The organism is Virgibacillus sp. FSP13, assembly GCF_054048505.1.
In genome coordinates this window covers 20,987-45,673 of sequence record NZ_JBSVKG010000026.1, presented here as the reverse complement: position 1 = coordinate 45,673, position 24,687 = coordinate 20,987, and the positions used below count along the sequence as shown (strand labels likewise).

At 40.6% G+C, this 24,687-nt stretch carries 25 protein-coding genes; all 25 read left to right on the top strand.

Annotated features, from left to right (window positions below):
• The 25 genes from ACW2QC_RS17170 to ACW2QC_RS17050 all read left to right on the top strand — a co-directional run bounded on the left by ACW2QC_RS17170 (window position 1) and on the right by ACW2QC_RS17050 (window position 24,670).
• A complete protein-coding gene (locus ACW2QC_RS17170; protein ID WP_457545167.1) occupies window positions 1-645 on the top strand; it encodes an ABC transporter permease in 645 nt (214 codons plus the stop codon).
• Window positions 646-661: 16 nt separating this feature from the next.
• Window positions 662-1,591 (top strand): osmoprotectant ABC transporter substrate-binding protein, encoded by a 930-nt coding sequence (locus ACW2QC_RS17165; protein ID WP_457545166.1) that lies wholly within the window; start codon window positions 662-664, stop codon window positions 1,589-1,591.
• Window position 1,592: 1 nt separating this feature from the next.
• Complete coding sequence (locus ACW2QC_RS17160; protein ID WP_106497900.1) at window positions 1,593-2,255, top strand: ABC transporter permease; 663 nt, start codon at window positions 1,593-1,595, stop codon at window positions 2,253-2,255.
• A 59-nt stretch (window positions 2,256-2,314) separates the two neighbouring features.
• A complete protein-coding gene (locus tag ACW2QC_RS17155; protein ID WP_457545165.1) occupies window positions 2,315-3,988 on the top strand; it encodes a CocE/NonD family hydrolase in 1,674 nt (557 codons plus the stop codon).
• 282 nt (window positions 3,989-4,270) lie between these two features.
• A complete protein-coding gene (locus ACW2QC_RS17150) occupies window positions 4,271-5,497 on the top strand; it encodes an acyl-CoA dehydrogenase (RefSeq protein ID WP_457545164.1) in 1,227 nt (408 codons plus the stop codon).
• On the top strand, window positions 5,494-6,267 hold the full coding sequence (locus ACW2QC_RS17145; protein WP_457545163.1) for an SDR family oxidoreductase: 774 nt from the start codon (window positions 5,494-5,496) through the stop codon (window positions 6,265-6,267). The genes ACW2QC_RS17150 and ACW2QC_RS17145 overlap by 4 nt, the downstream gene beginning before the upstream one ends.
• A 230-nt stretch (window positions 6,268-6,497) precedes the next feature.
• Entirely contained in the window at window positions 6,498-7,058 is a 561-nt protein-coding gene (locus ACW2QC_RS17140) for a TetR/AcrR family transcriptional regulator (protein WP_457545162.1), read from the top strand.
• A gap of 135 nt (window positions 7,059-7,193) precedes the next feature.
• The gene (locus tag ACW2QC_RS17135; protein ID WP_457545161.1) at window positions 7,194-7,586 is read left to right on the top strand and encodes an acyl-CoA thioesterase; all 393 of its coding nucleotides are present in this window, start codon (window positions 7,194-7,196) and stop codon (window positions 7,584-7,586) included.
• A 15-nt stretch (window positions 7,587-7,601) separates the two neighbouring features.
• Window positions 7,602-8,669: a phosphotransferase family protein gene (locus ACW2QC_RS17130; RefSeq protein WP_457545160.1), complete on the top strand. Its 1,068-nt coding sequence runs from the start codon at window positions 7,602-7,604 to the stop codon at window positions 8,667-8,669.
• Window positions 8,670-9,419 (top strand): 2-phosphosulfolactate phosphatase, encoded by a 750-nt coding sequence (locus ACW2QC_RS17125; RefSeq protein ID WP_457545159.1) that lies wholly within the window; start codon window positions 8,670-8,672, stop codon window positions 9,417-9,419.
• Between the two features lie 14 nt (window positions 9,420-9,433).
• Complete coding sequence (locus ACW2QC_RS17120; protein WP_457545158.1) at window positions 9,434-10,408, top strand: quinone oxidoreductase family protein; 975 nt, start codon at window positions 9,434-9,436, stop codon at window positions 10,406-10,408.
• Between the two features lie 47 nt (window positions 10,409-10,455).
• On the top strand, window positions 10,456-12,102 hold the full coding sequence (locus tag ACW2QC_RS17115; protein ID WP_457545157.1) for a long-chain-fatty-acid--CoA ligase: 1,647 nt from the start codon (window positions 10,456-10,458) through the stop codon (window positions 12,100-12,102).
• Window positions 12,103-12,152: 50 nt separating this feature from the next.
• Window positions 12,153-13,109, top strand: a complete 957-nt coding sequence (locus ACW2QC_RS17110; protein WP_457545156.1) for a phosphotriesterase family protein — start codon at window positions 12,153-12,155, stop codon at window positions 13,107-13,109.
• A 59-nt stretch (window positions 13,110-13,168) separates the two neighbouring features.
• On the top strand, window positions 13,169-14,770 hold the full coding sequence (locus ACW2QC_RS17105) for a long-chain-fatty-acid--CoA ligase (RefSeq protein ID WP_457545155.1): 1,602 nt from the start codon (window positions 13,169-13,171) through the stop codon (window positions 14,768-14,770).
• An 84-nt stretch (window positions 14,771-14,854) separates the two neighbouring features.
• The gene (locus ACW2QC_RS17100; protein ID WP_457545154.1) at window positions 14,855-16,507 is read left to right on the top strand and encodes an AMP-binding protein; all 1,653 of its coding nucleotides are present in this window, start codon (window positions 14,855-14,857) and stop codon (window positions 16,505-16,507) included.
• Window positions 16,508-16,560: 53 nt separating this feature from the next.
• Window positions 16,561-18,123 (top strand): acyl-CoA carboxylase subunit beta, encoded by a 1,563-nt coding sequence (locus ACW2QC_RS17095; RefSeq protein WP_457545153.1) that lies wholly within the window; start codon window positions 16,561-16,563, stop codon window positions 18,121-18,123.
• Between the two features lie 82 nt (window positions 18,124-18,205).
• A complete protein-coding gene (locus ACW2QC_RS17090; protein ID WP_457545152.1) occupies window positions 18,206-18,949 on the top strand; it encodes an SDR family NAD(P)-dependent oxidoreductase in 744 nt (247 codons plus the stop codon).
• Window positions 18,924-19,067 carry a hypothetical protein gene (locus tag ACW2QC_RS17085; protein ID WP_457545151.1) on the top strand — a complete coding sequence of 48 codons (144 nt, stop codon included), beginning with the start codon at window positions 18,924-18,926 and terminating at the stop codon, window positions 19,065-19,067. Before ACW2QC_RS17090 ends, ACW2QC_RS17085 begins: the two co-directional genes overlap by 26 nt.
• Before the next feature lie 198 nt (window positions 19,068-19,265).
• On the top strand, window positions 19,266-20,441 hold the full coding sequence (locus tag ACW2QC_RS17080) for an acyl-CoA dehydrogenase family protein (protein WP_457545150.1): 1,176 nt from the start codon (window positions 19,266-19,268) through the stop codon (window positions 20,439-20,441).
• 33 nt (window positions 20,442-20,474) lie between these two features.
• The gene (fabG, locus tag ACW2QC_RS17075; RefSeq protein WP_457545149.1) at window positions 20,475-21,239 is read left to right on the top strand and encodes a 3-oxoacyl-ACP reductase FabG; all 765 of its coding nucleotides are present in this window, start codon (window positions 20,475-20,477) and stop codon (window positions 21,237-21,239) included.
• A gap of 32 nt (window positions 21,240-21,271) precedes the next feature.
• A complete protein-coding gene (locus tag ACW2QC_RS17070) occupies window positions 21,272-21,721 on the top strand; it encodes a MaoC family dehydratase N-terminal domain-containing protein (protein ID WP_457545148.1) in 450 nt (149 codons plus the stop codon).
• Entirely contained in the window at window positions 21,718-22,119 is a 402-nt protein-coding gene (locus ACW2QC_RS17065) for a MaoC/PaaZ C-terminal domain-containing protein (RefSeq protein WP_457545147.1), read from the top strand. Before ACW2QC_RS17070 ends, ACW2QC_RS17065 begins: the two co-directional genes overlap by 4 nt.
• 40 nt (window positions 22,120-22,159) lie before the next feature.
• Window positions 22,160-23,329, top strand: a complete 1,170-nt coding sequence (locus tag ACW2QC_RS17060; protein WP_457545146.1) for a thiolase family protein — start codon at window positions 22,160-22,162, stop codon at window positions 23,327-23,329.
• Between the two features lie 47 nt (window positions 23,330-23,376).
• A complete protein-coding gene (locus ACW2QC_RS17055) occupies window positions 23,377-23,799 on the top strand; it encodes an acyl-CoA thioesterase (RefSeq protein ID WP_457545145.1) in 423 nt (140 codons plus the stop codon).
• A gap of 58 nt (window positions 23,800-23,857) precedes the next feature.
• Window positions 23,858-24,670: an enoyl-CoA hydratase/isomerase family protein gene (locus tag ACW2QC_RS17050; RefSeq protein ID WP_457545175.1), complete on the top strand. Its 813-nt coding sequence runs from the start codon at window positions 23,858-23,860 to the stop codon at window positions 24,668-24,670.
• The last annotated feature ends 17 nt before the right edge of the window (window positions 24,671-24,687 follow it).

The window sequence follows — 24,687 nt, the reverse complement described above, 5'->3', positions numbered from 1 at the left end:
ATGACAGAATTTTTTGCTTCACATGGCAGTGAGCTAATCGTTAAGACGTGGGAACATTTATATATATCATTAGCTGCTATTTTACTTGGCGTTGTTGTTGCAGTTCCACTAGGGATTTTATTTTCCCGCATTCCAAAAATGGCGGATCGTCTTATTTCTTTCGTTGGTATTTTACAAACGATTCCCAGCTTAGCCATTCTTGCCTTTTTTATACCGATTATGGGAGTAGGAAAATTCCCAGCAATTATCGCACTGTTTTTCTATTCGCTGTTACCAATTTTACGAAATACATATATCGGTGTTCGCGGTGTTGATAGTGGTGTACGCGAGGCTGGAAAAGGAATGGGGATGAATAATTGGCAATCCATTTTTAAAATTGAACTTCCATTGGCATTACCTGTAATCATGGCCGGGGTTCGCTTATCAACTGTTTATTTAATTGGATGGGCAACACTTGCAGCCTTTATTGGCGGTGGAGGCCTGGGCGATTTTATCTTTGACGGATTGAATCTTTATCAGCCAGCATTAATTGTTGCAGGTACGGTACCAGCGACGATTCTTGCATTATTAGCAGATCGTGGGCTTCATGCAATCGAAGGAAAGTTAACACCGAATGGATTGAAAGAAACCTATCAAGCAGCGTAACACGGAGGTGAACGAGATGAAAAAAATACGATATAAACTAGTGATGGTCATGCTGCTTCTCTTATTGGTTTCCGGCTGTTCCTTACCTGGTTTAGCCAGTACAACTTCAAAGACAGTTAAAATTGGGACGCTCGGAACATCAGAATCAGAAATTCTTGGAGAAGTTATGTCGATTATGATTGAACGAGAAACCGATTTAGATACAGAACTTGTTACCCATCTTGGTTCTTCGATCGTCCAACACCAGGGAATGACAAGAGGAGATCTAGATATAACACCTACTCGTTATACTGGTACCGATTTATCCGGTGCACTTGGCATGGAACCGATTACCGATCCAGAAAAAGCAATGGACATTGTACAGCGGGAGTTTCAGAAACGGTTTAATCAGACATGGGCTCCATCCTATGGTTTTGAAAACAGTTATTCTGTAGCGATAACAAGAGAGTTTGCGGAAGAAAATAATATTGAAACCGTTTCGGATTTGGAACCCTATGCTGATGAATTACGATTTGGTGTCGATAACGCATGGATTAACCGTAAAGGGGACGGCTATGACGGATTTAAAGAAATATATTTTGATTTTGGTGAAGTATATCCGATGAATGTTGGCCTTGTTTATCAGGCTGCCTCCAGCGGACATATGGATGTAGTATTAGCCTATTCATCGGACGGGCGGATTCAAGAATTTGATTTGAAAGTTCTTGAAGATGATAAAAAGTTTTTCCCACCATATGACGCATCACCGGTAATCCAAAACGAACTACTTGAGGAATATCCAGAAATCACGGATATTACCGAACGTCTAGCAGGTCAGATTTCGACGGAAAAAATGCAAGAACTGAATTATAAAGCAGATGTAAAATTAATGAATCCAGGAAAAGTTGCCAGAGAGTTCCTTGAAGAAAACAACTACTTTGCAACTGAAGAAAAGGGGGGAGAATAACATGGAAACATGGGATCAATTGGTTTCGTATGTGAGTCAAAATAGTGGCTACATTTGGGTGCAATTTTACCGGCATTTTCTAATGGCAGCATACGGGGTTTTATTCGCTGCCGTGATTTCGATTCCCTTAGGTATTTTAATTTCAAAGTATGGGAAGTTAAGCAGCTGGGTACTTGCATTTGGAAGTATTATTCAAACGATACCTGCCTTAGGCGCAATGGCAGTCATTATGATTGTGCTTGGACTTGGTACAAACACGGTTATTTTAACATTGATGCTGTACTCGATACTTCCGATTACACAGAATACGTATGTTGGAATGAAAGAAGTCGATAAAACAGTCGTGGAAGCAGGATTCGCTTCTGGTATGACCAAGTTTCAGTTGTTAAGAATGGTCGAGCTTCCACTTGCCATTAGTGTTATCATGGCAGGACTACGTACGGCTTTAGTTGTAGGTATTGGTATTGCTGCGATCGGTGCGTTCGTCGGCGCTGGCGGGCTCGGTGCAATTATTTTGCGTGGAACAAACGCAACAGATGGAACAGCAATTATTCTTGCAGGTGCTATACCAACAGCATTAATGGCGATTATTGCTGACCTTGTAATGGGTTGGATTGAACGAAAACTCCATCCTGTTAAATCATCAAAACCACAAACCGTTTAATAAAACAATTAGCACTTGGCCCTTCACCAAGTGCTAATTTAATAGAAGGAGAACCAACGATGACAAATGAAACATTTAGATTTGAAGAAAATGTGGCATGTACATTATCTGACGGCACAGTTCTTCGTTCAGATGTGTACCGTCCAAACGATGAGGGGAATTATCCGGTCCTTATGATTCGTTTGCCCTATGATAAAAAGACACCTCGCTACTTTGATGAATATCTTGAGGTTCCCCGAATGGTTGAAGCGGGCTATGTCGTCATTCTACAGGATGTCCGTGGGCGTTTTGCTTCAGAAGGAGACTATTATCCATTTATTCATGAAGGAAGTGACGGATATGAGTCTGTCGAATGGGCGGCAAAACTTCCTTATGCAAATGGAAAAGTTGGCTTGTTTGGAATGTCTTACCACGGTTACACGCAACTGGCCGCAGCGGTCGAAAAGCCACCTTCCTTAAAAGCCATTGCACCTGTTATGACAATGGCAGATCCGTGGGAAGATATGTTGAATGGACAAAATGGGGCAAGTGGAGTTGGCAATTTTGAAACATGGACATTGGGATCAATTGTTTCCGATCAATTAAAACGTCGAAATGATCCGAAACGTTCAAAGGTCCAAAACTACATCGCGAATATGACAGAATGGTTATCTTACACCCCTGCAAATGATTGGCCACCAATGAAAGATCTTGATCCCGAATCATTCTTTTTTGACGTCATGCATGAAAAAATGGACCCGGATTACATAACGAAAATGCAACTTAACGAAAAACTTCACTATGTGGAAATTCCCGCTTTATTTATGGGAGGATGGTTTGATTCATTGTTAAAACCAACATTAAAGGCATATAACAACTATAACGGACCGCGGATGCTCTGGATTGGTCCTTGGACACATGAGGAAATGAGTGGTCGGGCAGGTGAAAAATTTTTTGAGCATGCAGCAAAAAACATCGGTGTTGATCAAATCACAGACCCAACCGAAATTCATATTAAATGGTTTGACAGGTGGCTAAAGGACAAACCGATGCCAGTCGAAAAACCTGTACAACTTTATCGAATGGGACAAACAAAGTGGGAAGCATACGAAGAATGGCCCCCTGCCTCAATGAAAAAAGAACTGTTTCTTCATAGTAAGGGTGAATCACAAACGCGAGATGGGGATGGTCAGCTTTTAGATGTCCCAGCCATGTCGCCAACAGCTAGTATGTTAAAATTAGATCCCGCTGAACCTGTCCCAACACGGGGTGGTCGTGTGCTAATAGCCGGTCATCAGTCGGGGATGTTTGAAATAGGCGATATTCAAGATAGAGAAGATGTGCTTGTTTACACGGGGTTGCCGTTAGAAGAAAATCTCAACATGCTGGGCACAGTAACAGCAAGTATTTGGGTAACTTCCCCAACATCGCTAATGGATCTGGCTATACGGTTATCTGATGTAGAACCATCAGGTAACGTTTTTCCGATTATGGATACCTATCATCGCGAAAACGTAAGCGAAATTGGTCAGCCATTCTGTATCCATGTCGATGTTGGCAATACTGCATACCAACTAAAAAAGGGGCATCGCTTACGAGTAGATCTAGCCGCAAGTAATGCACCACTTTATGATGTAAATCTTAATACGGGACAAACAACAAAAACAGCATCATCGGGAAAAATTGCCTTTGAACAAGTACATCATGGTGGGGCGTATTCATCGAAAGTTGTTTTGCCTGTCACTGAAAAATAATTTTCCGCCGTTAGAATCTTCCGCGGGTACCGTTTGTTACAACACATATGGTACCCGCGATTTTTTGAACAGCCCCGTAAGAAAAAATTTCGACTTCTTTGTTTTAAGTCATAATGCGACTTAACCATAGAATATACTGATGTGGATGAGCTGTTTGAATAATTATTATAACATACAGAAAAGTGTTGCATTTGTATTTTTAGTTGTTATAATTATACGTAAGATTCTGAACATACTATCCGGTAGGTTTGTAAACGAAATATATGATTGGGGGAGAGGTAGATGGATTTTTCATATTCTAGCAAGGTAATAGATTTACAGAAAAAAATATCTGATTTTATGGAAGTGCATGTGTATCCCAATGAAAAAGTATACAAAGAACAATTGAACCAGCAAGAAAATCGCTGGTCGGCAGTACCACCTATTATGGAAGAATTAAAACAAAAAGCGAAAGAAGAAGGGTTATGGAATTTATTTTTGCCAGAAAGCGAGTATGGTGCTGGTTTAACAAATCAGGAGTATGCGCCGCTTTGTGAAATAATGGGAAGATCTCTAATTGGGCCAGAAGTGTTTAATTGTAGTGCACCTGATACAGGAAATATGGAAGTTCTCGTTCGCTATGGCACTGAACAACAAAAAAAACAATGGCTTGAGCCACTTCTCGCTGGAGAAATTCGCTCATGCTTTTCGATGACGGAGCCTGATGTTGCTTCAAGTGATGCAACAAATATTGAGTCCAGCATTGTTCGAGATGGAAACGAATACGTAATCAATGGTCGAAAATGGTGGTCATCTGGTGCAGGGGATCCACGCTGTAAAATTGCGATTGTAATGGGAAAAAATGATCCAACAGCGGCTAAACATGAGCAACAGTCGATGATTCTGGTTCCATTAGACACACCCGGTGTTACGATTGAGCGGATGCTTCCGGTATTCGGTTATGATGATGCCCCACATGGTCACGCGGAAATCACGTATGACAATGTACGGGTACCTGCTGAAAATATGTTGTGGGGTGAAGGAAAAGGATTCGCTATTGCTCAAGGACGCCTTGGACCTGGCCGAATTCACCACTGTATGCGGTTAATTGGTGCAGCTGAGAGAGCACTTGAAGACTTATGTAAGCGTGTTCAATACAGAGCCGCTTTCGGTAAAAAAATAGCTGATCAAGGAGTTGTCCAAGAATGGATTGCCGAATCGCGAATTGATATTGAACAAGCGCGATTATTAACGCTAAAAGCCGCGTATATGATGGATACAGTTGGAAACAAAGAAGCAAAAACGGAAATTGCGATGATCAAAGTAGTGGCACCAAATATGGCATTACGGGTTATTGACCGGGCAATTCAAGCACATGGTGGTGCAGGTGTTAGCGATGATTTCACGCTTGCCAATCATTGGGCAAACGCAAGGACACTTCGACTTGCGGATGGTCCAGATGAAGTTCATCGCAGACAGATAGCTAAATTAGAGCTTCGAAAATATAAGAAAGAGGAGAGCTTAATATGAGTGTACTTGATTTATTTAAATTAGATGGAAAGACAGCTATTGTAACAGGTGGAGGAAGAGGATTAGGCGCGCAAATTGCCAGAGGATTTGCCGAAGCAGGTGCAAATGTGGTGGTCTGCTCAAGAAAGTTAGCGGCGTGTGAAAAAATGAGTGAAGAGCTGAAGCAACTAGGAGTAGACTCGTTAGCTTTTGCTTGTGATGTATCGAATCCTGAAGACGTCAAAAAAGTTGTTGCAGGAACAGTTGATCACTTTGGAGCCATTGATATTTTAGTAAATAATAGTGGAGCTACTTGGGGTGCGCCTGTTCTGGATATGCCGTTTGAAGCATGGCAGAAGGTTATCAACGTGAATATAACCGGTACATTTTTAATGAGTCAGGAAGTCGGGAAAACGATGATTAAACAAAACCAAGGGAAAATCATTAATATTGCATCAGTTGCTGGTTTCGGTGGAACAGATCCACGGTACATGGACACGATTGGTTACAATACAAGTAAGGGTGCCGTTATGACATTTACGAAGGATCTAGCCGTTAAATGGGGACAGCACAATATCAATGTAAATGCCATTGCGCCAGGATTTTTCCCGACCAAAATGTCCCGTGGTCTGCTAGAACAAGGAGAAGAGAAAATCCTGGAAGGAACGCCATTGAATCGATTAGGAAATGATGCGGATTTACAAGGTGCGGCATTATTCTTAGCCTCAAAAGCGTCTGACTTTGTAAGTGGTGATATTTTAGCTGTTGATGGTGGTTCACACGCTTATTAGTGCGTGTTCAAAAAGTTGCCAAATTAGAAGCAAGAAGATCGAGGCGGCGTAGTCTTGAGGACCGGAGTGTAGCTAAAATCTACATGAGGACCGCAAAGACAAGCCAACGAAGAGATTCGTCGCTTATCATTTGGTGACTTTTTGAACAACCTCTATTAGGATGAATTATTTTAGGTGTTGTGATAAATTAAAACTAGATAAAATAGTACAACTAGGTGAGGAAAATGCATATGAGAGATGACATTATAAAGGAGAGTATTTTGCTCTTTGAAAAGAAAGGTTTTAGTGAAACATCCATTCAAGATATTGTGAATATACTGGGCGTTACAAAGGGGACATTTTATTACTATTTTTCCAGTAAAGAACAGCTATTAATGGAAATTCATCATGCTTATATTACGAATTTATTAGACCGCCAAGCACGGATTATAGGTAATGATTCGACGCCAATGGAAAAGTTAACCGACATAATCAGGTTACTAATCATGGATGTTACGGAGAATGGTCCAAGTGCTCGTGTATATTTTCGTGAGATACGGCATTTAGCAGATGAAAACATTGAAAACATTAAACAGAAAAGGGAACAATTCCGTTTAAATGTTGAAAATGTTGTACGGGAAGGAATTAATCAAGGATTATTTAAGGAAGATCTAAGAGTTGATATTATTACGTTTGGCATATTAGGGGTTACGAACTGGAGCTATAATTGGTTTAAGCCAGACGGAGAAGTTTCACCAGAAGAATTGGTGGACATCTATGCGGATATGATATTAGCTGGAATTACAAAGTGAAATGAACGGGACGGGATTACTATCTTTTACAGGTAGTAATATAAAATAAAATTTCCGAATAGTATAAACATACCAACTGATTAGTATATACAAATTATACGTGCCATGACAACGGTCCAGGAGGCGATTGCTAAAGTGGAGATTAATGTACGTGTAAGTGAAACAGATATGTTAGGCCACATTAATAATGCAAGTTATTTTACGTATATGGAAGAAACACGGCTTGAGTTTTTACAAAGACTTGGAATAAATGTTCGTGATGACGATTTTTCAATTATGCTAGTATCAGCAAAGTGTGATTTTATCAGACAGGGATATTTCGGACAAACACTGGATGTTAAAACAACGGTGCAACGAATCGGAAAGACAAGTTTTACATTGTGTACAGATATGTGTGATAAAGAGTCGGGCAATCTGATCGCAAGAGGTGAGGCGACCGTTGTATATGTAGATATAGTCCAGCAAAAAGCAGCGATAATTCCGGATTCATTTAAAGCAGCATTACAAGAACATTTGCAGACGGCGTGAGAGGAGTGAAGAGCAATGAAAGCTTCATATAGCGATACGATCAACGTTCGAAAAGGCGAGGAACTTAATAAGACAGCATTGCAGCAATTCGTTCGGGAAAATATCTTGGGCATTCCCGATGGATCATTGGAAATTGAACAATTTGGCGCGGGTCATTCAAATTTAACTTACTTGTTACGGATTGGATCATGGGAGGCAGTACTGAGACGGCCCCCACTTGGTCCTGTAGCTCCAAAAGCTCATGATATGGAAAGAGAATACAAGATATTATCGGGTTTGAATCCGTTGTATAAAGCGGCACCAAAGCCATATGTCTTTTCAGAAGATGAACAGATTGTTGGCAGCCCGTTTTTTATTATGGAGCGCCGAAAAGGAATTGTAGTGGATTCTAAGTTTCCTGATGATATTGTTTACGAACCAGCCTTAGGTCGAAAAATCTCTGAATTGATGGTGGATAAACTAGTAGAACTTCATCAGATTGATTTTGCCGAAACGAATCTAGTTAATATGTCAAAACCAGATGGATTTATGGAACGTCAAGTAAACGGTTGGATTAAACGGTATGAACGAGCGAAAACAGAAGATGTATCAGGTGTTGAGCAATTGACGGAATGGTTGCAAGCTAATATTCCTGTATCACCAGAACCTACCATTATTCATTACGATTATAAGTTAAATAATGCTATGTTTTCAGAGGATTTTAGTGAGATGACAGGATTGTTTGATTGGGAAATGACAACTGTAGGTGATCCACTGGCAGACCTTGGTGCAGCATTGAGTTATTGGATTGAACCGGATGACCCTGAAGAACTGCAGACAGGACTTGGAAAACCCTCTGTAACAATAAAAGAAGGGTTTTTCACACGACGGGAGTTTTTGCAAGACTACGCAACAAAAAGTGGTCGCGATGTGTCGGATATGCATTTTTACTTAACGTTTGCCTACTTTAAACTAGCCGTAATCATCCAGCAAATCTATTACCGATATTACAAAGGACAAACGAATGATGCTAGGTTTGCCAATCTTAATCACTATGTTGTGAATTTAATTAGCCATGCGCTGCATTCTGCTAAGGGTGTGTGAATGATGAAAGTTCATCTGTTATTAAAAAAAGAAGAAATTGATACGGTACAAATGGATGAAAATAAAATTGCGGTTGTATTTGATGTATTACTTGCAACCTCAACCATCACTGCTTGTCTCGACTATGGAGCAAAGCAAGTAATTCCTGTGATGGATGAAGCGGAAGCATTAAGGGAGGCAAAGAACTTCTCGCCGGAAGATATTTCACTTGTTGGGGAATATGATGGGAAAACGATTGATGGATTTTTAGATCCGGCACCATTAGCTTTGAAAGAACATGTAGCAGCGAAAACAGTAGTATTATCAACGACAAATGGAACAGTTGCTATTCGTAAAGCAGCATCAGCCAAAGAGGTATATATAGCATCGTTATTAAATGGAAGTGCAGTTAGTAAACAGATTGCTGATATGTATGATAATGAGACGATTATTGTTGTTTGTTCTGGGTCGAAAAATCAATTTTGTATGGAGGATTTTTATGGTGCTGGGTTTTTCATCGCGCAACTTGTAAACGAATACGGTGGACAGATAGATGTAACGGACAGTGCGTTAACCGCAAAGTTGTTTTATGAAAATGTGTCTGATCAAGCCGTACTTCGTGATTCCCGTGTAGGACATATGCTCGAAAATTATGGATTTCAAGATGACATCTCATACGTAAATCAACGTGGCATTTTATCCGTTATTCCTCGATTAGTTGAAGGAAAAACAATCGTGGAAGAGAAAGCGGCAGTAAGTAAAGAAAATTAGGAGGAAATAAGGTTATGAAAGCTGTACAATTCAATGAATATGGTGGGCCAGATGTGTTGAAGGTTACGGAAATTGAAACACCGGCAATTGGGGAAAATGATGTTTTGATTGAAGCGAAAGCAATTGGCGTGAATTATGCTGACACTGCAAGACGGCAGGGTGAGTATGTCGTTCCTACAACATTACCGTTTATTCCGGGTACGGAGGTTGCTGGTTTGGTTTCAGAAGTCGGCGGGCAAGTTCAAGGGATAGAAAAGGGGGAGCGAGTTGTTGCGTTACTTGAATCAGGTGGCTATTCCGAATATGTGGTTGTGGATGCAAATACGTTGATACCCATTCCAGATGATGTGTCCTATAAAAAAGCTGTTGCTCTTCCAGTACAAGGATTAAGTGCATACCACATTTTAAAAACAATGGGGCGATTAGAGGAAGGGGGGACAGTCCTTGTTCATGCGGCATCAGGCGGAGTCGGTTTACTGGCTGTACAGCTGGCAAAACAATTTGGTGCAGGAAAGGTGATCGCAACGGCTAGTACACCAGAAAAATTAGCGCTTGCTGGAAAGATGGGCGCGGATCATTTAGTTAACTATTCGGAAGACAGATGGGAAGATGAAATACGGGAACTAACCGATGGGAAAGGCGTTGATGTAGCGCTTGAAATGGTTGGCGGTAGTGTTTTTTATAAGACACTTAAATGCTTAGCAGAATTTGGCCGCTTGGTAATTTACGGGGTAGCAAGTGGTGAACAATCAAAATTTTACCCATCGTCACTAATGAAGCGCAATCAATCCGTTGTTGGTTTTTTCTTGCCACAAATAATGAAAAGGCCTACTTTGTTCAAAAGCAGTCTCCAGGAACTCCTCACGTATGTAGGTCAAGGGAATTTGGAGCTTACGATCGGTAGTACTTATCCATTAGCTCAAGCAGCTGAAGTTCATCAGCTGTTTCAGGATAGGAAAACGAAAGGTAAGATTGTGTTAATCCCATAGAAAGATTGCTTGTAAGAAACGATAAAAACAGGAAGGGTGACGTATTCATGCATACAAATCATTTCAAGCATTGGCCCTCACGTTTGCCTAAAACACTGACAGTACCAGAAACAACCTTGTATGATAATTTAACAATTACGGCTAAAAAATACCCACACAAAATTGCGATTCGGTACTACGGGCAAACATATACGTACCAACAACTCTTGGATGAAGTGAACCAGCTGGCTGGATATTTAGAAAATAATATGGGTGTCCAAAATGAAGACAAAATACTGTTGTTCATGCAAAATTCTCCTCAATTTGTGATAAGTTTTTTTGCCATATTGCGCGTGCGTGCTGTCGTTGTACCGATTAATCCGATGAGTACAACGGAGGATCTGGCATTTTATGTGCAGGACTGTGATATCAAACAGGCATTGGTTGGGCAGGAATTGTACACCAAAGTTACCCCATTAAAGAAAAATACATCGCTTAAAAAAATTATCGTTGCAGCTTATTCCGACTATACTTCAGCTGATGATGCACTTGGCAATTTACCCCCAGAGGTTGTTGCTCCTGCTAGTGAAATCACGGAAGACATTGCATGGGAAAATGCATTAACTGCAAAACAGCATCCTTCACTATATCAAGGCGTGAAGGAAGATGTTGCGGTTATTCCTTATACATCTGGAACAACAGGTTTGCCTAAAGGATGTATCCACACAAATAGTACTGTTCAAGCAAATACAACTGGAGCTTATCATTGGATGAGCGTGACTCCAGATGCTGTAGTACTGGCAGCATTACCATTATTTCATGTAACCGGATTACTGCACAGTATTCTCACACCAATCTTAGCAGGAAGTACGATCGAGTTGCTCACACGTTGGGATCGTAATTATGCAGCGGAAGCAATTGAGACGTATGGTTGCTCTCATTGGATTAATATTAGTACCATGTTAATTGACTTTTTAGCAAATCCGAATCTAGCAAACTACGACATATCGTCACTAGAATTGATTGGTGGTGGCGGTGCTCCCTTACCTGAAGCAGTTGGGGAACAGCTATATGAAAGAACCGGGTTACGTTATGTGGAGGGGTATGGGTTGTCGGAAACAATTTCACATACACATTTCAACCCACCAGATCGACCAAAATTACAATGCCTAGGAATTCCTTCATTTGATGTTGATGCACGTATAATTGACCTAACAACTGGTAAAGAGCTTGGCGCCAATCAAGAGGGAGAACTTATCGTTCATGGTCCCCAGGTGTTCAAAGGCTATTATCATCGAGAGGAAGAGAATCGCGCATCCCATATTCAACTTGATGGAAAACAATTTTTTCGCACCGGTGATATTGTAAAGATGGATGAAGACGGCTATTTCTTCATTGTTGACCGGCTAAAGCGGATGATTAATGCGGCCGGATTTAAAGTATGGCCAACTGAAGTAGAGTCCACTTTATATAAACATCCAGCAATCCAGCAAGCATGTGTTGTCCGTGCACCAGATGTAAAGCGCGGGGAAACGGTCAAAGCATTTGTGATTTTGAATGAGGATTCTGTTGGAAAAATAACCGAAAATGACATTATCGAATGGTCCAAAAAGCAAATGGCGGCATACAAATATCCGCGAATTGTCGAATTTACAGATCGTTTTCCGACTACAAGCAGCGGAAAAATCTTGTGGAGAGAATTACAAGAGAGCTGATTATGTGGATAGACTGTTAGGTTTTCCAATAATTTTAAGGGGTTGAACGTATGGGAGAATGGATAGAGACGGTTACTGGCAAGATTCCAGTCGAGGATATGGGTAAGACATTGATTCATGAACATTTCCAGTTTGGATATCCTGGTTACAGTGGTGATGTAACACTAGGCCCATATAATCGAGCAGAGGCGGTACGTGCTGGTGTAGAGGCAGCAAATGCCGTCATGAAATTTGGCGTCAAAACCGTTGTGGATCCAACACCAAATGAATGTGGAAGGGATCCGCAAATATTAAAGGAAATCTCTGAGACAACCGGATTACAGATTATTTGCGCTACTGGATACTATTACGAGGGTGAAGGTGCAACAACGTACTTTAAATTTCGTCATTCATTAGGCACTGCGGAAAAAGATATTTATGAAATGTTTATGACCGAAATAAACGATGGGATAGCTGGAACGGGAATTCGACCTGGAATTATTAAATTAGCATCAAGTAAGGATGAAATTACCCCGTATGAGAAAATGTTTTTTGATATTGCTGCAAAGGTGCATCAGGAAACAGGAATTCTGATTCTCACGCATACTCAGGAAGGAACAATGGGGCCGGAACAAGCAAATCTATTAATTGATTCCGGTGTGGATCCCAACAAAATTGTTATTGGTCATATGTGTGGAAACACGGATGTAGACTATCATAAGAAAACATTGCAAACCGGTGTGAAAATAGGTTTTGATCGGTTTGGTATTCAAAAATTAGTTGGGGCTCCAATGGATGAAGAACGTATCGAAACATTAGCAAAACTCCTTGATGAAGGATATGAAAAACAAATTATGCTCTCCCATGATTCGATTAATTATTGGTTGGGAAGATACCCGGAAATGAGCGAGGAAGTAGCATATCTCGTTAGAAATTGGCATCCTGTTCATGTGTTTGAAAATATTGTTCCCTCGTTAAAGCGTAAGGGTGTGTCAGATGCCGTTATTGAGCAACTGTTTTCTCTTTAATGGAGGCTATTGAGCAAGATATTGTAAGCGTTAACAATAATATACAAGGAGGAATTTCAATGGAAAAAGTCTGGAAGAAACATTACCCGGAACATATACAGGCGGAACTGGAGATACCTAAGAAAACACTGCCAGATATGTTAAAAGAAACAATTGCTACCTATGGAGAGAATAAGGCGCTTTATTTTTATGGGAATGAAATGACGTATCAGAAGCTTGGTGAATTGGTTGATGGATTCACTGCCTCACTACAGGAAAATGGAGTAGTGAAAGGAGACCGTGTGGCCATCATGCTACCTAATTGTCCGCAATACGTTATCAGTTATTATGGGGCATTGCAAGCAGGTGGAATTGTAACACAGCTAAATCCGATGCTTGTTGGAAAAGAACTGGAGTACATTTTAGCGGATTCCGGTGCTGAAACCATTGTTGTTTATGAGCCATTGTTGCCTGCTTTAAATCAAGTCATAGACAAAACATCGGTAAAACACGTGATTAAAGTGAATCTAGAAGGTCGAGAAACGGAAGATAGCATGGCAACAGGATTTAATGAATTTATAAAAAAGGCAAAGAAACAGCCTGAGCCTGTTGCGATTAATGCTACAGAAGATGTTGCCATTTTCCAATATACAGGTGGTACAACCGGTCGTTCAAAAGGTGCTATGCTTACTCATCGTAATTTGCTGGCAAATGTCATGCAATCATACGAGTATTTTCAAGATGGAATTGAACCTGGGAAAGAACGTTTTCTCACCGTCATCCCACTATTTCATGTATATGGAATGACATCGTGCATGAATTTGTCTATCTATACTGGTTCAATGAGTATCATGTTGCCAAAGTTTGATCTGGAGGAAGTGTTACAAACGATCAAAGATGTACAACCGACATCGTTTCCGGGAGTACCAACCATGTATATAGCTTTAATCAATCACCCAAAAGTGAACGAATATGGTGTTGATAGTATCGAAATTTGTAACAGTGGAAGTGCACCAATGCCTGGGGAGATATTACGGACATTTGAAAATAAAACCGGTGCAACCATATTAGAAGGGTATGGACTTTCGGAGACTTCACCGACTACACATTGCAATCCTTTATTCGGTCCACGAAAACCTGGAAGTGTTGGGATTGGCTTTCCGTCTACTGATTATAAAATTGTTGACTTAGCTGATGGGACCAAAGAACTTCCAACAGGAGAAACTGGTGAAGTAATTATAAAAGGGCCTCAGGTGATGAAGGGTTACTGGAATATGCCGAAAGAAACTGAGCAAACACTCAGAGATGGATGGCTTTATACTGGGGACATCGCCTATATGGATGAAGATGGGTATCTATTTATTGTTGACCGTAAAAAGGATCTAATTATTGCGAGTGGGTATAACATTTATCCGAGAGATGTAGAAGAAATAATCTATGAACATCCTGCTGTTCAGGAAGCAGTCGTTGTTGGGATTCCTGATCCGTATCGTGGAGAAACGGTTAAGGCAGTTGTCGTGCTAAAAGAAGGTCAGCTTGCCGATGAAAAGGAATTAATCGCTTATTGCCGGGAAAATATGGCGGCATATAAAGTTCCACGAATCGTTGAATTTAGAAAAGAACTACCAAAAACAAATGTCGGAAAAATATTACGACGAAAAATAAGAGAAGAATCCGTGTGAGTTACTGGGACATGGGGACAGGTTAGCTGTCCCACATCGCCCCATTTTCGGACAGATATCAAGCTATAGAAAGAGGAGAAAAAGATGAAATCAGTTTTAAAGAAAAGTTGGCCAAAAGAGGTGCCTGAGTCATTAAATTATCGTCTGGGTGAAAAACCATTACATGAATATCTCATGCAAAATGCGATTAAACGACCGGACCAAGCAGCCTATATCTATTATGGAAATACGATCACATGGGAGCAGCTAAATGATAAGACCCAGCGATTTGCTCAATTTCTTAAACATCAAGGTGTGACAAAAGGAAGTCGGGTTGCCTTGTTTATGCAAAATTGTCCGCAATATCTAATTGGACATTATGCAATTCAAATGCTTGGTGCGATGGTTGTTCCGCTTAATCCGATGTATAAGGAATCAGAGCTGGAATATTTCATTAATGAAGCTGAAATTCAGGCTGTTATCACTGGTCAGGAATTATATATACAGGTGGAAAACATAAAGAATAAGATCCCATCCCTTCAATTTATGGTGACGACTAATTATGCAGATTTTCTTTCCGAGAAACAGACACTGCCTTTACCGGATGAACTGAAAATCAAAAAGCAAGAAATAAAAAGCACGTTTAATATGGTGGAAGCGATTAATACGAGTGACCCTATTAAGGAGACTGCCCAAATTGATTTATGGGAAGACGTTGGTTTGATGGTTTTTACATCTGGAACAACAGGACGATCAAAAGCGGCAATGCTTACCTTTGGAAATGCACTGTTCAAAACAGCCGCTTCTGCCCATGGCTATCTGGTTACACATCAGGATAATACATTGGCTGCTGCACCACTTTGCCATATTGCTGGTATGGTAATGGGCGTAAATATACCTGTATATAGTGCTTCATCGTGTGTTTTACTAACTCGTTTTGATCCTGAAGCAGCAATAAAAGCGATTGAGAACTACAAGGTAAGCAAATTATACACTGTCGCCCCAATGAATAACGCAATATTGCATGACCCAGGGGTTGAAAATAGGGATTTAACATCACTGGAACTGAATTTTGCTACAAGCTTTGGAATGGCAGTCGATGAAAAATTGGCGGAAGCATGGAAAAAGCTCACAGATGGATGTCTACTTTTTGAAGCATCGTATGGATTAAGTGAAACGCATACGTGTGACACCATGATGCCTATAGATCAAATTAAATTTGGTACATGTGGTATTGCTACATTCGATACAGAGCTACGCATTGTTGATATGGAAACGGGGGAAGATCTGCCTCCAGGAAAGCAAGGCGAAATTGCTGTTAGAAATCCAGGTGTATTCAAAGGGTATCTAAATCGCCCTGAAGCAACTGCAGAAACACTCCGGAATGGATGGGTTTTTACTGGTGATATAGGCACACTTGATGACGATGGATATTTATCCTTTAACGGTCGTGTGAAAGAAATGATCAAATCGTCAGGGTTCAGTGTGTTTCCGGAAGATGTTGAATCCTTAATGAGCGATCATGAAGCGATTTTGCAAGTAGCTGTAATTGGTGTTCCAGATAAAAAACGGGGCGAAAGTGTAAAAGCTTACATCGTATTAAAACCGGAATATAAAAACAAGGTTACGGAGACTGAAGTAATTAAGTGGGCCAAAGAAAAAATGGCAGCATATAAGTACCCACGTGAGGTAGAATTTCGTGACCATTTACCAGCAACATCCTCTGATAAAGTACTTAGGAGGCTTTTAAAAGAATAATAGATTTTTCTAATATAACACGCAAACAATACTTTAAGGTAAGGGAGAAATACATGGAAAAGTTAAAAGAGGAGAATATGGAAAAGGCAATAGAAGACTTACAAAGACGAAAAGCGAAGGCAAAACTAGGAGGCGGTAAGGATAAAATTGAACGACAGCACGGTCTAGGATATAGCACCGCAAGAGAACGGATTGATATGCTTGTTGATCCAGATACCTTTCTTGAATTAGGATTGCTGGCCCATTCTGATCAAATCGGTACGGAAGAGCAAAGTGCAGGCGATGGGGTCATAACAGGGTTGGCAAAAGTAAATGGTCGCCCAGTTGTCTTACAGGCAGCAGATAAAACAGTTTTTGCTGGAACGGAGGGGATGGTCTATTTTCGCAAGACACAAGCTGCTCACGAATTTGCGGTGAAGCGAGGCTTTCCATTACTTAGTTTAATGGAAGGCGGGGGTCTCAGGATGCCTGATGGAATGGGATCAGATGGAATCAGTCAGATGCTTTTTCCAAATGAACTTTTACTACATCGTCGGGAAGTTCCTATGATTACAGCGATTTTAGGAGATAGTTTTGGCGGACCGACTTGGACAGCAGTTTCCTCTGATTTTGTCACACAGGTGAAAGGAACTTCCATGGCAGTAGCTGGGCCACGTATGTTGGAAGTAGCTACTGGAGAGAAAGTATCGAATGAAGAACTTGGTGGGTGGGAAGTACATGCAGATTTTACCGGCCAGGTAGAACGTTTTACCGAAAGTGAAGAAGCTTCCATTGAAGAAATGAAACAGTTTTTGGACTATATGCCACTCCATAGTGGAGAAGAACCACCATATAAAGAAACGATGGATGATCCATATCGAAGAATTGATGAGATGGTAAATACCGTACCAACAAGAAAAAAACGTGCTTATGATATGAAAAAGGTAATTAAATTAATTGTCGATGGTGGAGAATATTTCGAGCTTAAAGCATTGTATGGCACAGCACTTATTACCGTTTTAGCACGAATAAATGGAAGGGTAGTAGGTATTATTGCAAATCAGCCGATGAAATTTGCGGGTGCTGCAGGAGCTAAGGAGTGTGACAAGGCGACTGATTTCATTTGCTTATGTGATTCGTATAATATTCCACTCATCTTTTTACATGACATTCCAGGTTTTCGTGTATCAAGTGAAGCGGAGAAGTTAAAAATGCCGACCAAAATCATGATGTGGAACCAAGCGCTTGCCCAATCAACGGTTCCAAAGATTTCCATTGTCATCCGTAAGAGTATTGGGGCGGCATATGGAAATATGTGTGGCCCAACGATGGGCGCAGATTTTGTTGTGGCCTGGCCCACAGCTGAGATTAATTTTACGGGTCCTGAAGTTGGGATCAACGTTGTTTACGGACGTGAGCTTCAAAAAGCGGAAAATGCGGAACAAAAACGTTTGGAATTACTGGAATCATGGGGGTTTGACAGTTCACCTTATAAAGCTGCAGGGAAACATTTAATTGACGATATAATTGACCCGAGAGACACAAGAAAGTTTCTCTCACAAACATTGGAATATGCCTGTACCAAAAATGGCTCGAAAAGTGAACGGCGTCTTGCTAATTGGCCAACGGGGTTTTAATAGAGCCTGCTATCAGTATTATTTACAACATACCATCCATTCAGTATTTATAAAATGAAGTGACAGTGGAAGGAAGGATTACATGCGTTTAGAAAGCAAAGTTGCCATTGTAACTGGTGGTGGCGGTGACATTGGAAGAGCAACAGCTTTACGGTTCGCTGAAGAAGGGGCCAGGGTTATGGTAACGGATATTAGCGAAGAAGCTGGGCTTGAAACAGTAAATCTCATTAGGGAAATGGGCGGTAAGGCAGAATTTATTTGCACAGATATGACCAATCCCGAAGATGTTAAGCATATGGCTCATGGGACGATTGATACATTTGGTCGCATTGATATCTTGTACAACAATGCAGGTGTGAATGCCGATGAGAAGAAAATTCCCGACGTTTCGCTTGAGGAATGGCAGAAAGTTATTGATATCAATCTCACTGGTGTATTTCTAGGAATGAAATACGTTATTCCTTGTATGGAGTCAGGCAGTTCGATCGTTAATACGGCCAGCATTGCCGGAATAAAGGGGCAAAAACTCGTTTCCGCATACTCTGCATCAAAAAGCAGTGTCATGGCACTTACCAAAACGGCTTCTACTGAGTTTGGAAGGAAAAATATACGTGTGAATGCTGTTGCCCCAGGAATTATTGACACAAAAATGGTAGACGATTGGAAAAAGACAGATAAGTGGCCTATTTTATCTACTGCAAATGTCTTGCGAAGAATTGGTAAACCAGAAGAAGTTGCTAACGCAGTTCTCTTTTTGGCATCTGATGAAGCTTCTTTTATTACCGGAGAAATACTTGTGATTGACGGTGGTACACTTAATCTTTAGTAATGATGAAAAAATGGTCCTTCCTTTCAATGAAATAACGGAAGAAGGTAGTATACAGTGGAAATCTGAGGCTGGTGCAGTAGAGGATGGAGAAGTTATTTCTATTCCACTGGATTAGTAGAAATAGATTAAAATTACAAATTATAATCTTAATTTTGTGACGAGAAAACAGGAAAAACGTACAGTAATGTCGAAGTATATATAGTAGTAAATAGGGAAAATTGCCTTTACTCGTTTTCCCCTTCTTTTTTTCCCGAACATACTTACCAGTTAGTATGAATACGATAAAACAAAGAATAGAAATGGAGTGACGAAAATGTATTTACGCCTAACCGACGAACAAAAAATGGTGCAACAAACAATCCGAAAATTTGTGGAAAAGGAATTAAAGCCACTTGAAAATGAAGTACTTAGAAACGAGCGGGAAGGTAAACCAAGCTTATCCCAGGAAAAAATGAAAGAGCTTCAGTTAAAAGCAAAAGAGGCTGGCTTTTGGGGGATAAATACACCGAGTGAATATGGGGGCGCAGATATCGGTCAAATGATGCTGGCGATCGTATTAATGGAAGTTTCCAAAACGTTTGTTCCGTTTGAATTCGGTGGCTCAGCAGATAATATCCTTTATTATGGAAACGATGAACAGAAAGAGAAATATTTGATACCTACAATTAAGGGGGATAAAAAATCCTGTTTCGCGATGACGGAGCCTGGTGCAGGATCAGATACAAGAAATATCAAAACAACGGCAGTGAAAGATGGCAATGAATGGGTTATTAACGGGGAAAAAACATTTATTACAGGTGGGAATGAAGCCGATTTCGTGATGGTTATTGCGATAACAGACAAAGAAAGCCATCAAAAGACCGGTAGAGATGGTGTAACTTGTTTTATTGTCGATCGAGATATGGGATGGAAATCCGAATATATTCATACAATGGGAGAATGGGGACCAGCTGGTTTAGTTTTCGATAATGTACGAGTACCAGAAGAAAATATATTAGGAGAGGTACATGGGGGTTATCAGCTTGGTTTAGAATGGATTGGCTTTGCTAGATGGGTTGTTGGAGCACGGGCAGTAGGGTCTGCTGAACGTCTATTACAAATGGCGATCGATTATTCTCAAGAACGTGAAACATTTGGTAAGCCAATTGCTGATAGACAAGCAATACAGTGGCAAATTGCTGACTCAGCAGTTGAAATTGAAGCTGCAAAGTGGCTTGTCTTAAATGCTGCATTCACTCTTGATCAAGGAGAAGATAACCGTCATCTCGCATCAATGGCCAAATTATATGGTTCAAATATGGGAAATAGAGTAGTAGATCGCGTTATGCAGATTCACGGTGGAATGGGGTATACAAGAGAATTACCAATTGAACGGTGGTATCGTGAAGCAAGGTTATGGCGGATTTACGATGGTACGGATGAAATTCAGCGCTTGATTATTTCAAGGAATCTATTAAAAGGAAATGTCAAAGTAGGACAATATATCTAAAACCAACACTTTATAAAAACAGGAGGAATTTATATGTCAGATCAATTTGCAAATAGAGTAGCTTTTGTTACAGGTGGTAGTCGTGGGATTGGAAAAGGGGTTGCTAAGCGGTTTGCCGAAGAAGGAGCCAAGGTAGCAATTATTGATATTAACGAAGAAGCATTAAGCGAAACGGAGAACGAGTTTAAAGAGCAAGGATATGAAGTTTTCGCAAAAACAGCAAATGTTGTGAATGCAGATGAAGTGGAAAATGCCGTGAAAGAAGTTGTAGAAACATTTGGATCGCTAGATATTTTAGTCAATAACGCAGGGGTCATCCGTGATAATCTATTATTTAAAATGACGGATAGCGATTGGCAACAAGTAATGGACGTTCATTTAAAAGGATCGTTCAATGCCGCTCGTGCTGCCCAAAAGTATATGGTTGATAATAAATATGGACGGATCATCAATACTTCATCAACGTCTGCACTAGGAAACCGTGGACAAGCAAATTATGCGACAGCCAAAGCAGGTTTACAAGGTTTAACCAAAACGTTAGCTATTGAATTAGGTAAATTCGGGATTACGGTAAATGCTGTCGCCCCAGGTTTTATTGAGACGGAAATGACAAAAGAAACTGCAGAGCGGATAGGGGTTCCTTTTGAAAAACTGGTGGAAGCAAGTGTTAGTACTATTCCTGTTGGCCGAAGTGGAAAACCTGCTGATATCGCAAATGCTGTTGCCTTTTTTGCAGATGAGAGATCATCGTTTGTCAATGGGCAGGTGATTTATGTTGCAGGTGGACCAAAAGATTAAGTTATTAAATTACATGGGGGAGTTGAGCTTGTATGTTTAAAGAAGCGATAGGAAAACGCTCTGATAAAGTTAAAAACATTGTGGAACGCGGAATGGTAAGAAAATTTGCAGAAGCCATTGGTGATTTCCATCCTATCTTTGTCGATGAAGCGTTTGGAAAAAACTCAAGGTATGGACAAAATATTGCACCACCAACGTTTCCGCGGGTCTTTGAATATGGAGAAATTGAAGATTTACACTTACCTAATAAAGGATTAATACATGGAGAGCAAACCTACCATTATGATAGACCATTGCTAGTAGGTGAAGTCGTTTACTGTTACACGGAAGTAGCGGATTATTATGAAAAAAGTGGTGGCAATGGGTTAATGGGATTTATTATCTTAAAAAGATATGGTGACGATCCAGAAGGAAAAACCATCTTTACAGAGAAACAGGTTGTTATTATTACAGAAGCTGTGAGAAAGGAACTGGTACGATGAAACATTTCGTAGCATTACAAAAAGGCGATTCAATGGAAGAAGTAACGCTTGCCCCTGTAACAAGACTTGATTTGATTAAATATGCCGGTGCTTCCGGAGATTATAACCCTATTCATACGATCGATGAAGAAGCAACAAAAGCAGGATTACCTGGTATTATCGCCCATGGAATGTGGACGATGGGAAACTTGGCAAAACTGTTCACACCATATTATGAAGAAGGTTTTATTCAAGAATATAAAATTCGGTTTTCTGGTATGGTTTTCTTGAACGATATCATTACATTGAAAGCGGTTGTACAGGACGTTAACGAACATTCACTTGATTTTAACGTAGCGGCTGTCAATCAGGATGGAAAAAACGTAATAAAAGGAACAGTAACATTTAAAACGTATTAAGAATCCCGTCTTGACGGTGAAATGAGGAGTGTATGAATAGATGAAAAGGGATGCTGTTATTGTTTCTGCTGTTCGAACACCTATCGGGAGGCAAGGGAGTGCATTAGCATCAATTCCTGCGCATGTTTTTGGAGCAGAGGTTGTTAAAGAGGCAGTAAAACGTGCAGGGGTCGATCCACAAGTAATTGATGATGTTATTTTGGGAAATGTGTTAAGTGGCGGTGGAAATATTGCTAGATTAACAGCTTTACAGACAGGGCTATCGACAAATTTGCCAGGGCTTACGATTGATCGCCAGTGTGGTTCCGGAATTAATGCTGTTAATTTAGCCGCACAAGCAATTAATGCCGGTAATGGGGATGTTTATGTCGCTGGTGGGGCAGAAAGCATGAGTCGCGCGCCATATTTACTAGAACGTGCTGAGAAAGCTTATAGTCCCGCACCACCAAAATTTCGAAAATCGCCGTTATCCCCAGAAGAAATCGGTGATCCTCCAATGGGCATTACGGCGGAAAATTTAGCTGAAAAGTATAAAATTGGCAGAGAAGAACAAGACGAATTTGCATTGCGAAGCCAACAACGAATGGCCAGGGCAATGGAAGAAGGTCGTTTTGATGAACAAATAGTACCAATTACCATCCCTGTTCGAAAAGGGGAACCAATTTTATTTGGAAAGGATGAACACCCACGTCCAGGATCGACTAAAGAAGGATTAGCAAAGTTACGGCCGGCATTTCTTCAGAGTGGTACTGTAACAGCCGGAAATAGTTCCGGTTTAAATGATGCTGCATCCGCCCTTGTCGTCATGTCGAGAGAGAGGGCAGAGGAATTAGGTGTTATACCATTGGCCACCGTTCGGGGATCAGCTGTAGCAGGAGTTGACCCGAATATCATGGGGATTGGCCCTGTTCCTGCTACGAAGAAAGTTATGGATAAGACGGGACTTAGCTTGCATGATATGGATATTATTGAAATTAATGAGGCTTTTGCTGCTCAAGTACTTGCCTGTGATCGTGAGCTTGAAATGGATCCTGAAAAATTAAATGTGAACGGTGGAGCCATTGCACATGGCCATCCGTTGGGTGCTACTGGTGCGATTCTTATAACAAAAGCGGCGTATGAATTAAAACGGTCTAACGGACGCTTTGCACTTATTACAGCTTGTATCGGCGGAGGTCAAGGAATTGCAACTATTATTGAACGAACATAGCGTCTTCCTAAAACGTTACGAAACGGGGCAGATTGGAGGAAAATAAGATGACAGCATCGCACGAAGTTGACGTATATGTTCGGTTTAGTGAGACAGATGCAGCTGGACATGTCAATAATACGAGCCATTTTTTGTATCTTGAAGAAGCACGTACAAAGTTCTTTAAAGTCGTTGGCATCGGAGAAGAGCCTACACATTCGTATTTGAATTTTATTTTAGCCTCAACTACATGTGATTATGTAGCACAAGCATTTGCTGGCCAAACGTTAAAAATTGCCACATATGTTGCGGAGATAGGTACGAAAAGTTTTCGTCTAGACCAGGTCATCACAAATGCTGATTCAGATGCAGTTGTAGCGGAAGCTTCTGCTACGCTCGTTTGTTTTAACTATGTAGAGCAAAAAACAGAACCGATTCCGCTTTCCTTACGAGAGAATTTAGAAACGAACATGGCTAATCATGCTATCTAATTAGAAAGAAAATTTGTATAATAATATTTTATATTGTATATTGAGAGGAGTATGAATGATGGGACAAATAGAAAATAGGCACTTATTGACGAGGGTTAATGAGGGTGTGATGCATTTATCTTTAAATCGACCGGATAGTTTGAATGCTTTTAGTCCAGAAATGATCACTGGGTTAAAGGATGCGATAAAACAAGCAAAGGATGATAATACGATTCGCGTTCTTGCCATTTCTGGTTCGGGTCGATCTTTCAGTGCTGGCGGAGACGTTAAGACAATGGGTGAAAGTGGTGCAATGGAAACTTTCGAACATATTGGTGAATTAAATGAGTTAATTCGTGCGATGAGAGATTTAGAAAAACCAATCATTGCTGCTGTACATGGGTTTGCTGCGGGTGCAGGATTTAATCTTGCTCTCGCCTGCGATATGATTCTAGCGGCAGAAGGAAGTAAATTTGTTTTAAGCTTTTCCAAAGTAGGCTTGATATCTGATGGAGGAGGATTATATTTTCTGCCAAGATTAATCGGGCCTTACCGCGCGAAGGAGTTATTATTCAATGCAGAGCCAATTACCGTTGATGAAGCTCACTCTTTAGGCATAGTCAATCATGTTTATCCATTGAATGAATTTGAGCAAGAGGTAAGTAAATTCGCTGCTAAAATTGCGGCAGGTCCTGCAACAGCATATGGATTTATTAAAAAGATTGCCGATCGGTCGCTTACTTCAAGCCTAGATGAAATTCTTGAACAAGAACGTATCACCCAAGCGACAGTTGTTTCAACAGAGGATCACAAAGAAGGGGTTCAAGCATTTAAAGAAAAGCGGGAACCAAATTTTAAAAAAGCGAATGAAGAAGTTTTAAGTCAGAAGTAAGTATTTATTGTGGGGAG

Excerpts from the sequence above, each read along its gene's own strand:
- ACW2QC_RS17055 (WP_457545145.1), top strand. The coding sequence starts at position 23,377 with ATGACAGCATCGCACGAAGTTGACGTATATGTTCGGTTTAGTGAGACA.
- ACW2QC_RS17170 (WP_457545167.1), top strand. The coding sequence starts at position 1 with ATGACAGAATTTTTTGCTTCACATGGCAGTGAGCTAATCGTTAAGACG.
- ACW2QC_RS17105 (WP_457545155.1), top strand. The coding sequence starts at position 13,169 with ATGGAAAAAGTCTGGAAGAAACATTACCCGGAACATATACAGGCGGAA.
- ACW2QC_RS17145 (WP_457545163.1), top strand. The coding sequence starts at position 5,494 with ATGAGTGTACTTGATTTATTTAAATTAGATGGAAAGACAGCTATTGTA.
- fabG (WP_457545149.1), top strand. The coding sequence starts at position 20,475 with ATGTCAGATCAATTTGCAAATAGAGTAGCTTTTGTTACAGGTGGTAGT.
- ACW2QC_RS17060 (WP_457545146.1), top strand. The coding sequence starts at position 22,160 with ATGAAAAGGGATGCTGTTATTGTTTCTGCTGTTCGAACACCTATCGGG.
- ACW2QC_RS17080 (WP_457545150.1), top strand. The coding sequence starts at position 19,266 with ATGTATTTACGCCTAACCGACGAACAAAAAATGGTGCAACAAACAATC.
- ACW2QC_RS17065 (WP_457545147.1), top strand. The coding sequence starts at position 21,718 with ATGAAACATTTCGTAGCATTACAAAAAGGCGATTCAATGGAAGAAGTA.
- ACW2QC_RS17125 (WP_457545159.1), top strand. The coding sequence starts at position 8,670 with ATGATGAAAGTTCATCTGTTATTAAAAAAAGAAGAAATTGATACGGTA.
- ACW2QC_RS17160 (WP_106497900.1), top strand. The coding sequence starts at position 1,593 with ATGGAAACATGGGATCAATTGGTTTCGTATGTGAGTCAAAATAGTGGC.
- ACW2QC_RS17130 (WP_457545160.1), top strand. The coding sequence starts at position 7,602 with ATGAAAGCTTCATATAGCGATACGATCAACGTTCGAAAAGGCGAGGAA.
- ACW2QC_RS17110 (WP_457545156.1), top strand. The coding sequence starts at position 12,153 with ATGGGAGAATGGATAGAGACGGTTACTGGCAAGATTCCAGTCGAGGAT.
- ACW2QC_RS17070 (WP_457545148.1), top strand. The coding sequence starts at position 21,272 with ATGTTTAAAGAAGCGATAGGAAAACGCTCTGATAAAGTTAAAAACATT.
- ACW2QC_RS17165 (WP_457545166.1), top strand. The coding sequence starts at position 662 with ATGAAAAAAATACGATATAAACTAGTGATGGTCATGCTGCTTCTCTTA.
- ACW2QC_RS17090 (WP_457545152.1), top strand. The coding sequence starts at position 18,206 with ATGCGTTTAGAAAGCAAAGTTGCCATTGTAACTGGTGGTGGCGGTGAC.
- ACW2QC_RS17155 (WP_457545165.1), top strand. The coding sequence starts at position 2,315 with ATGACAAATGAAACATTTAGATTTGAAGAAAATGTGGCATGTACATTA.
- ACW2QC_RS17120 (WP_457545158.1), top strand. The coding sequence starts at position 9,434 with ATGAAAGCTGTACAATTCAATGAATATGGTGGGCCAGATGTGTTGAAG.
- ACW2QC_RS17050 (WP_457545175.1), top strand. The coding sequence starts at position 23,858 with ATGGGACAAATAGAAAATAGGCACTTATTGACGAGGGTTAATGAGGGT.
- ACW2QC_RS17150 (WP_457545164.1), top strand. The coding sequence starts at position 4,271 with ATGGATTTTTCATATTCTAGCAAGGTAATAGATTTACAGAAAAAAATA.
- ACW2QC_RS17140 (WP_457545162.1), top strand. The coding sequence starts at position 6,498 with ATGAGAGATGACATTATAAAGGAGAGTATTTTGCTCTTTGAAAAGAAA.
- ACW2QC_RS17095 (WP_457545153.1), top strand. The coding sequence starts at position 16,561 with ATGGAAAAGTTAAAAGAGGAGAATATGGAAAAGGCAATAGAAGACTTA.
- ACW2QC_RS17100 (WP_457545154.1), top strand. The coding sequence starts at position 14,855 with ATGAAATCAGTTTTAAAGAAAAGTTGGCCAAAAGAGGTGCCTGAGTCA.
- ACW2QC_RS17115 (WP_457545157.1), top strand. The coding sequence starts at position 10,456 with ATGCATACAAATCATTTCAAGCATTGGCCCTCACGTTTGCCTAAAACA.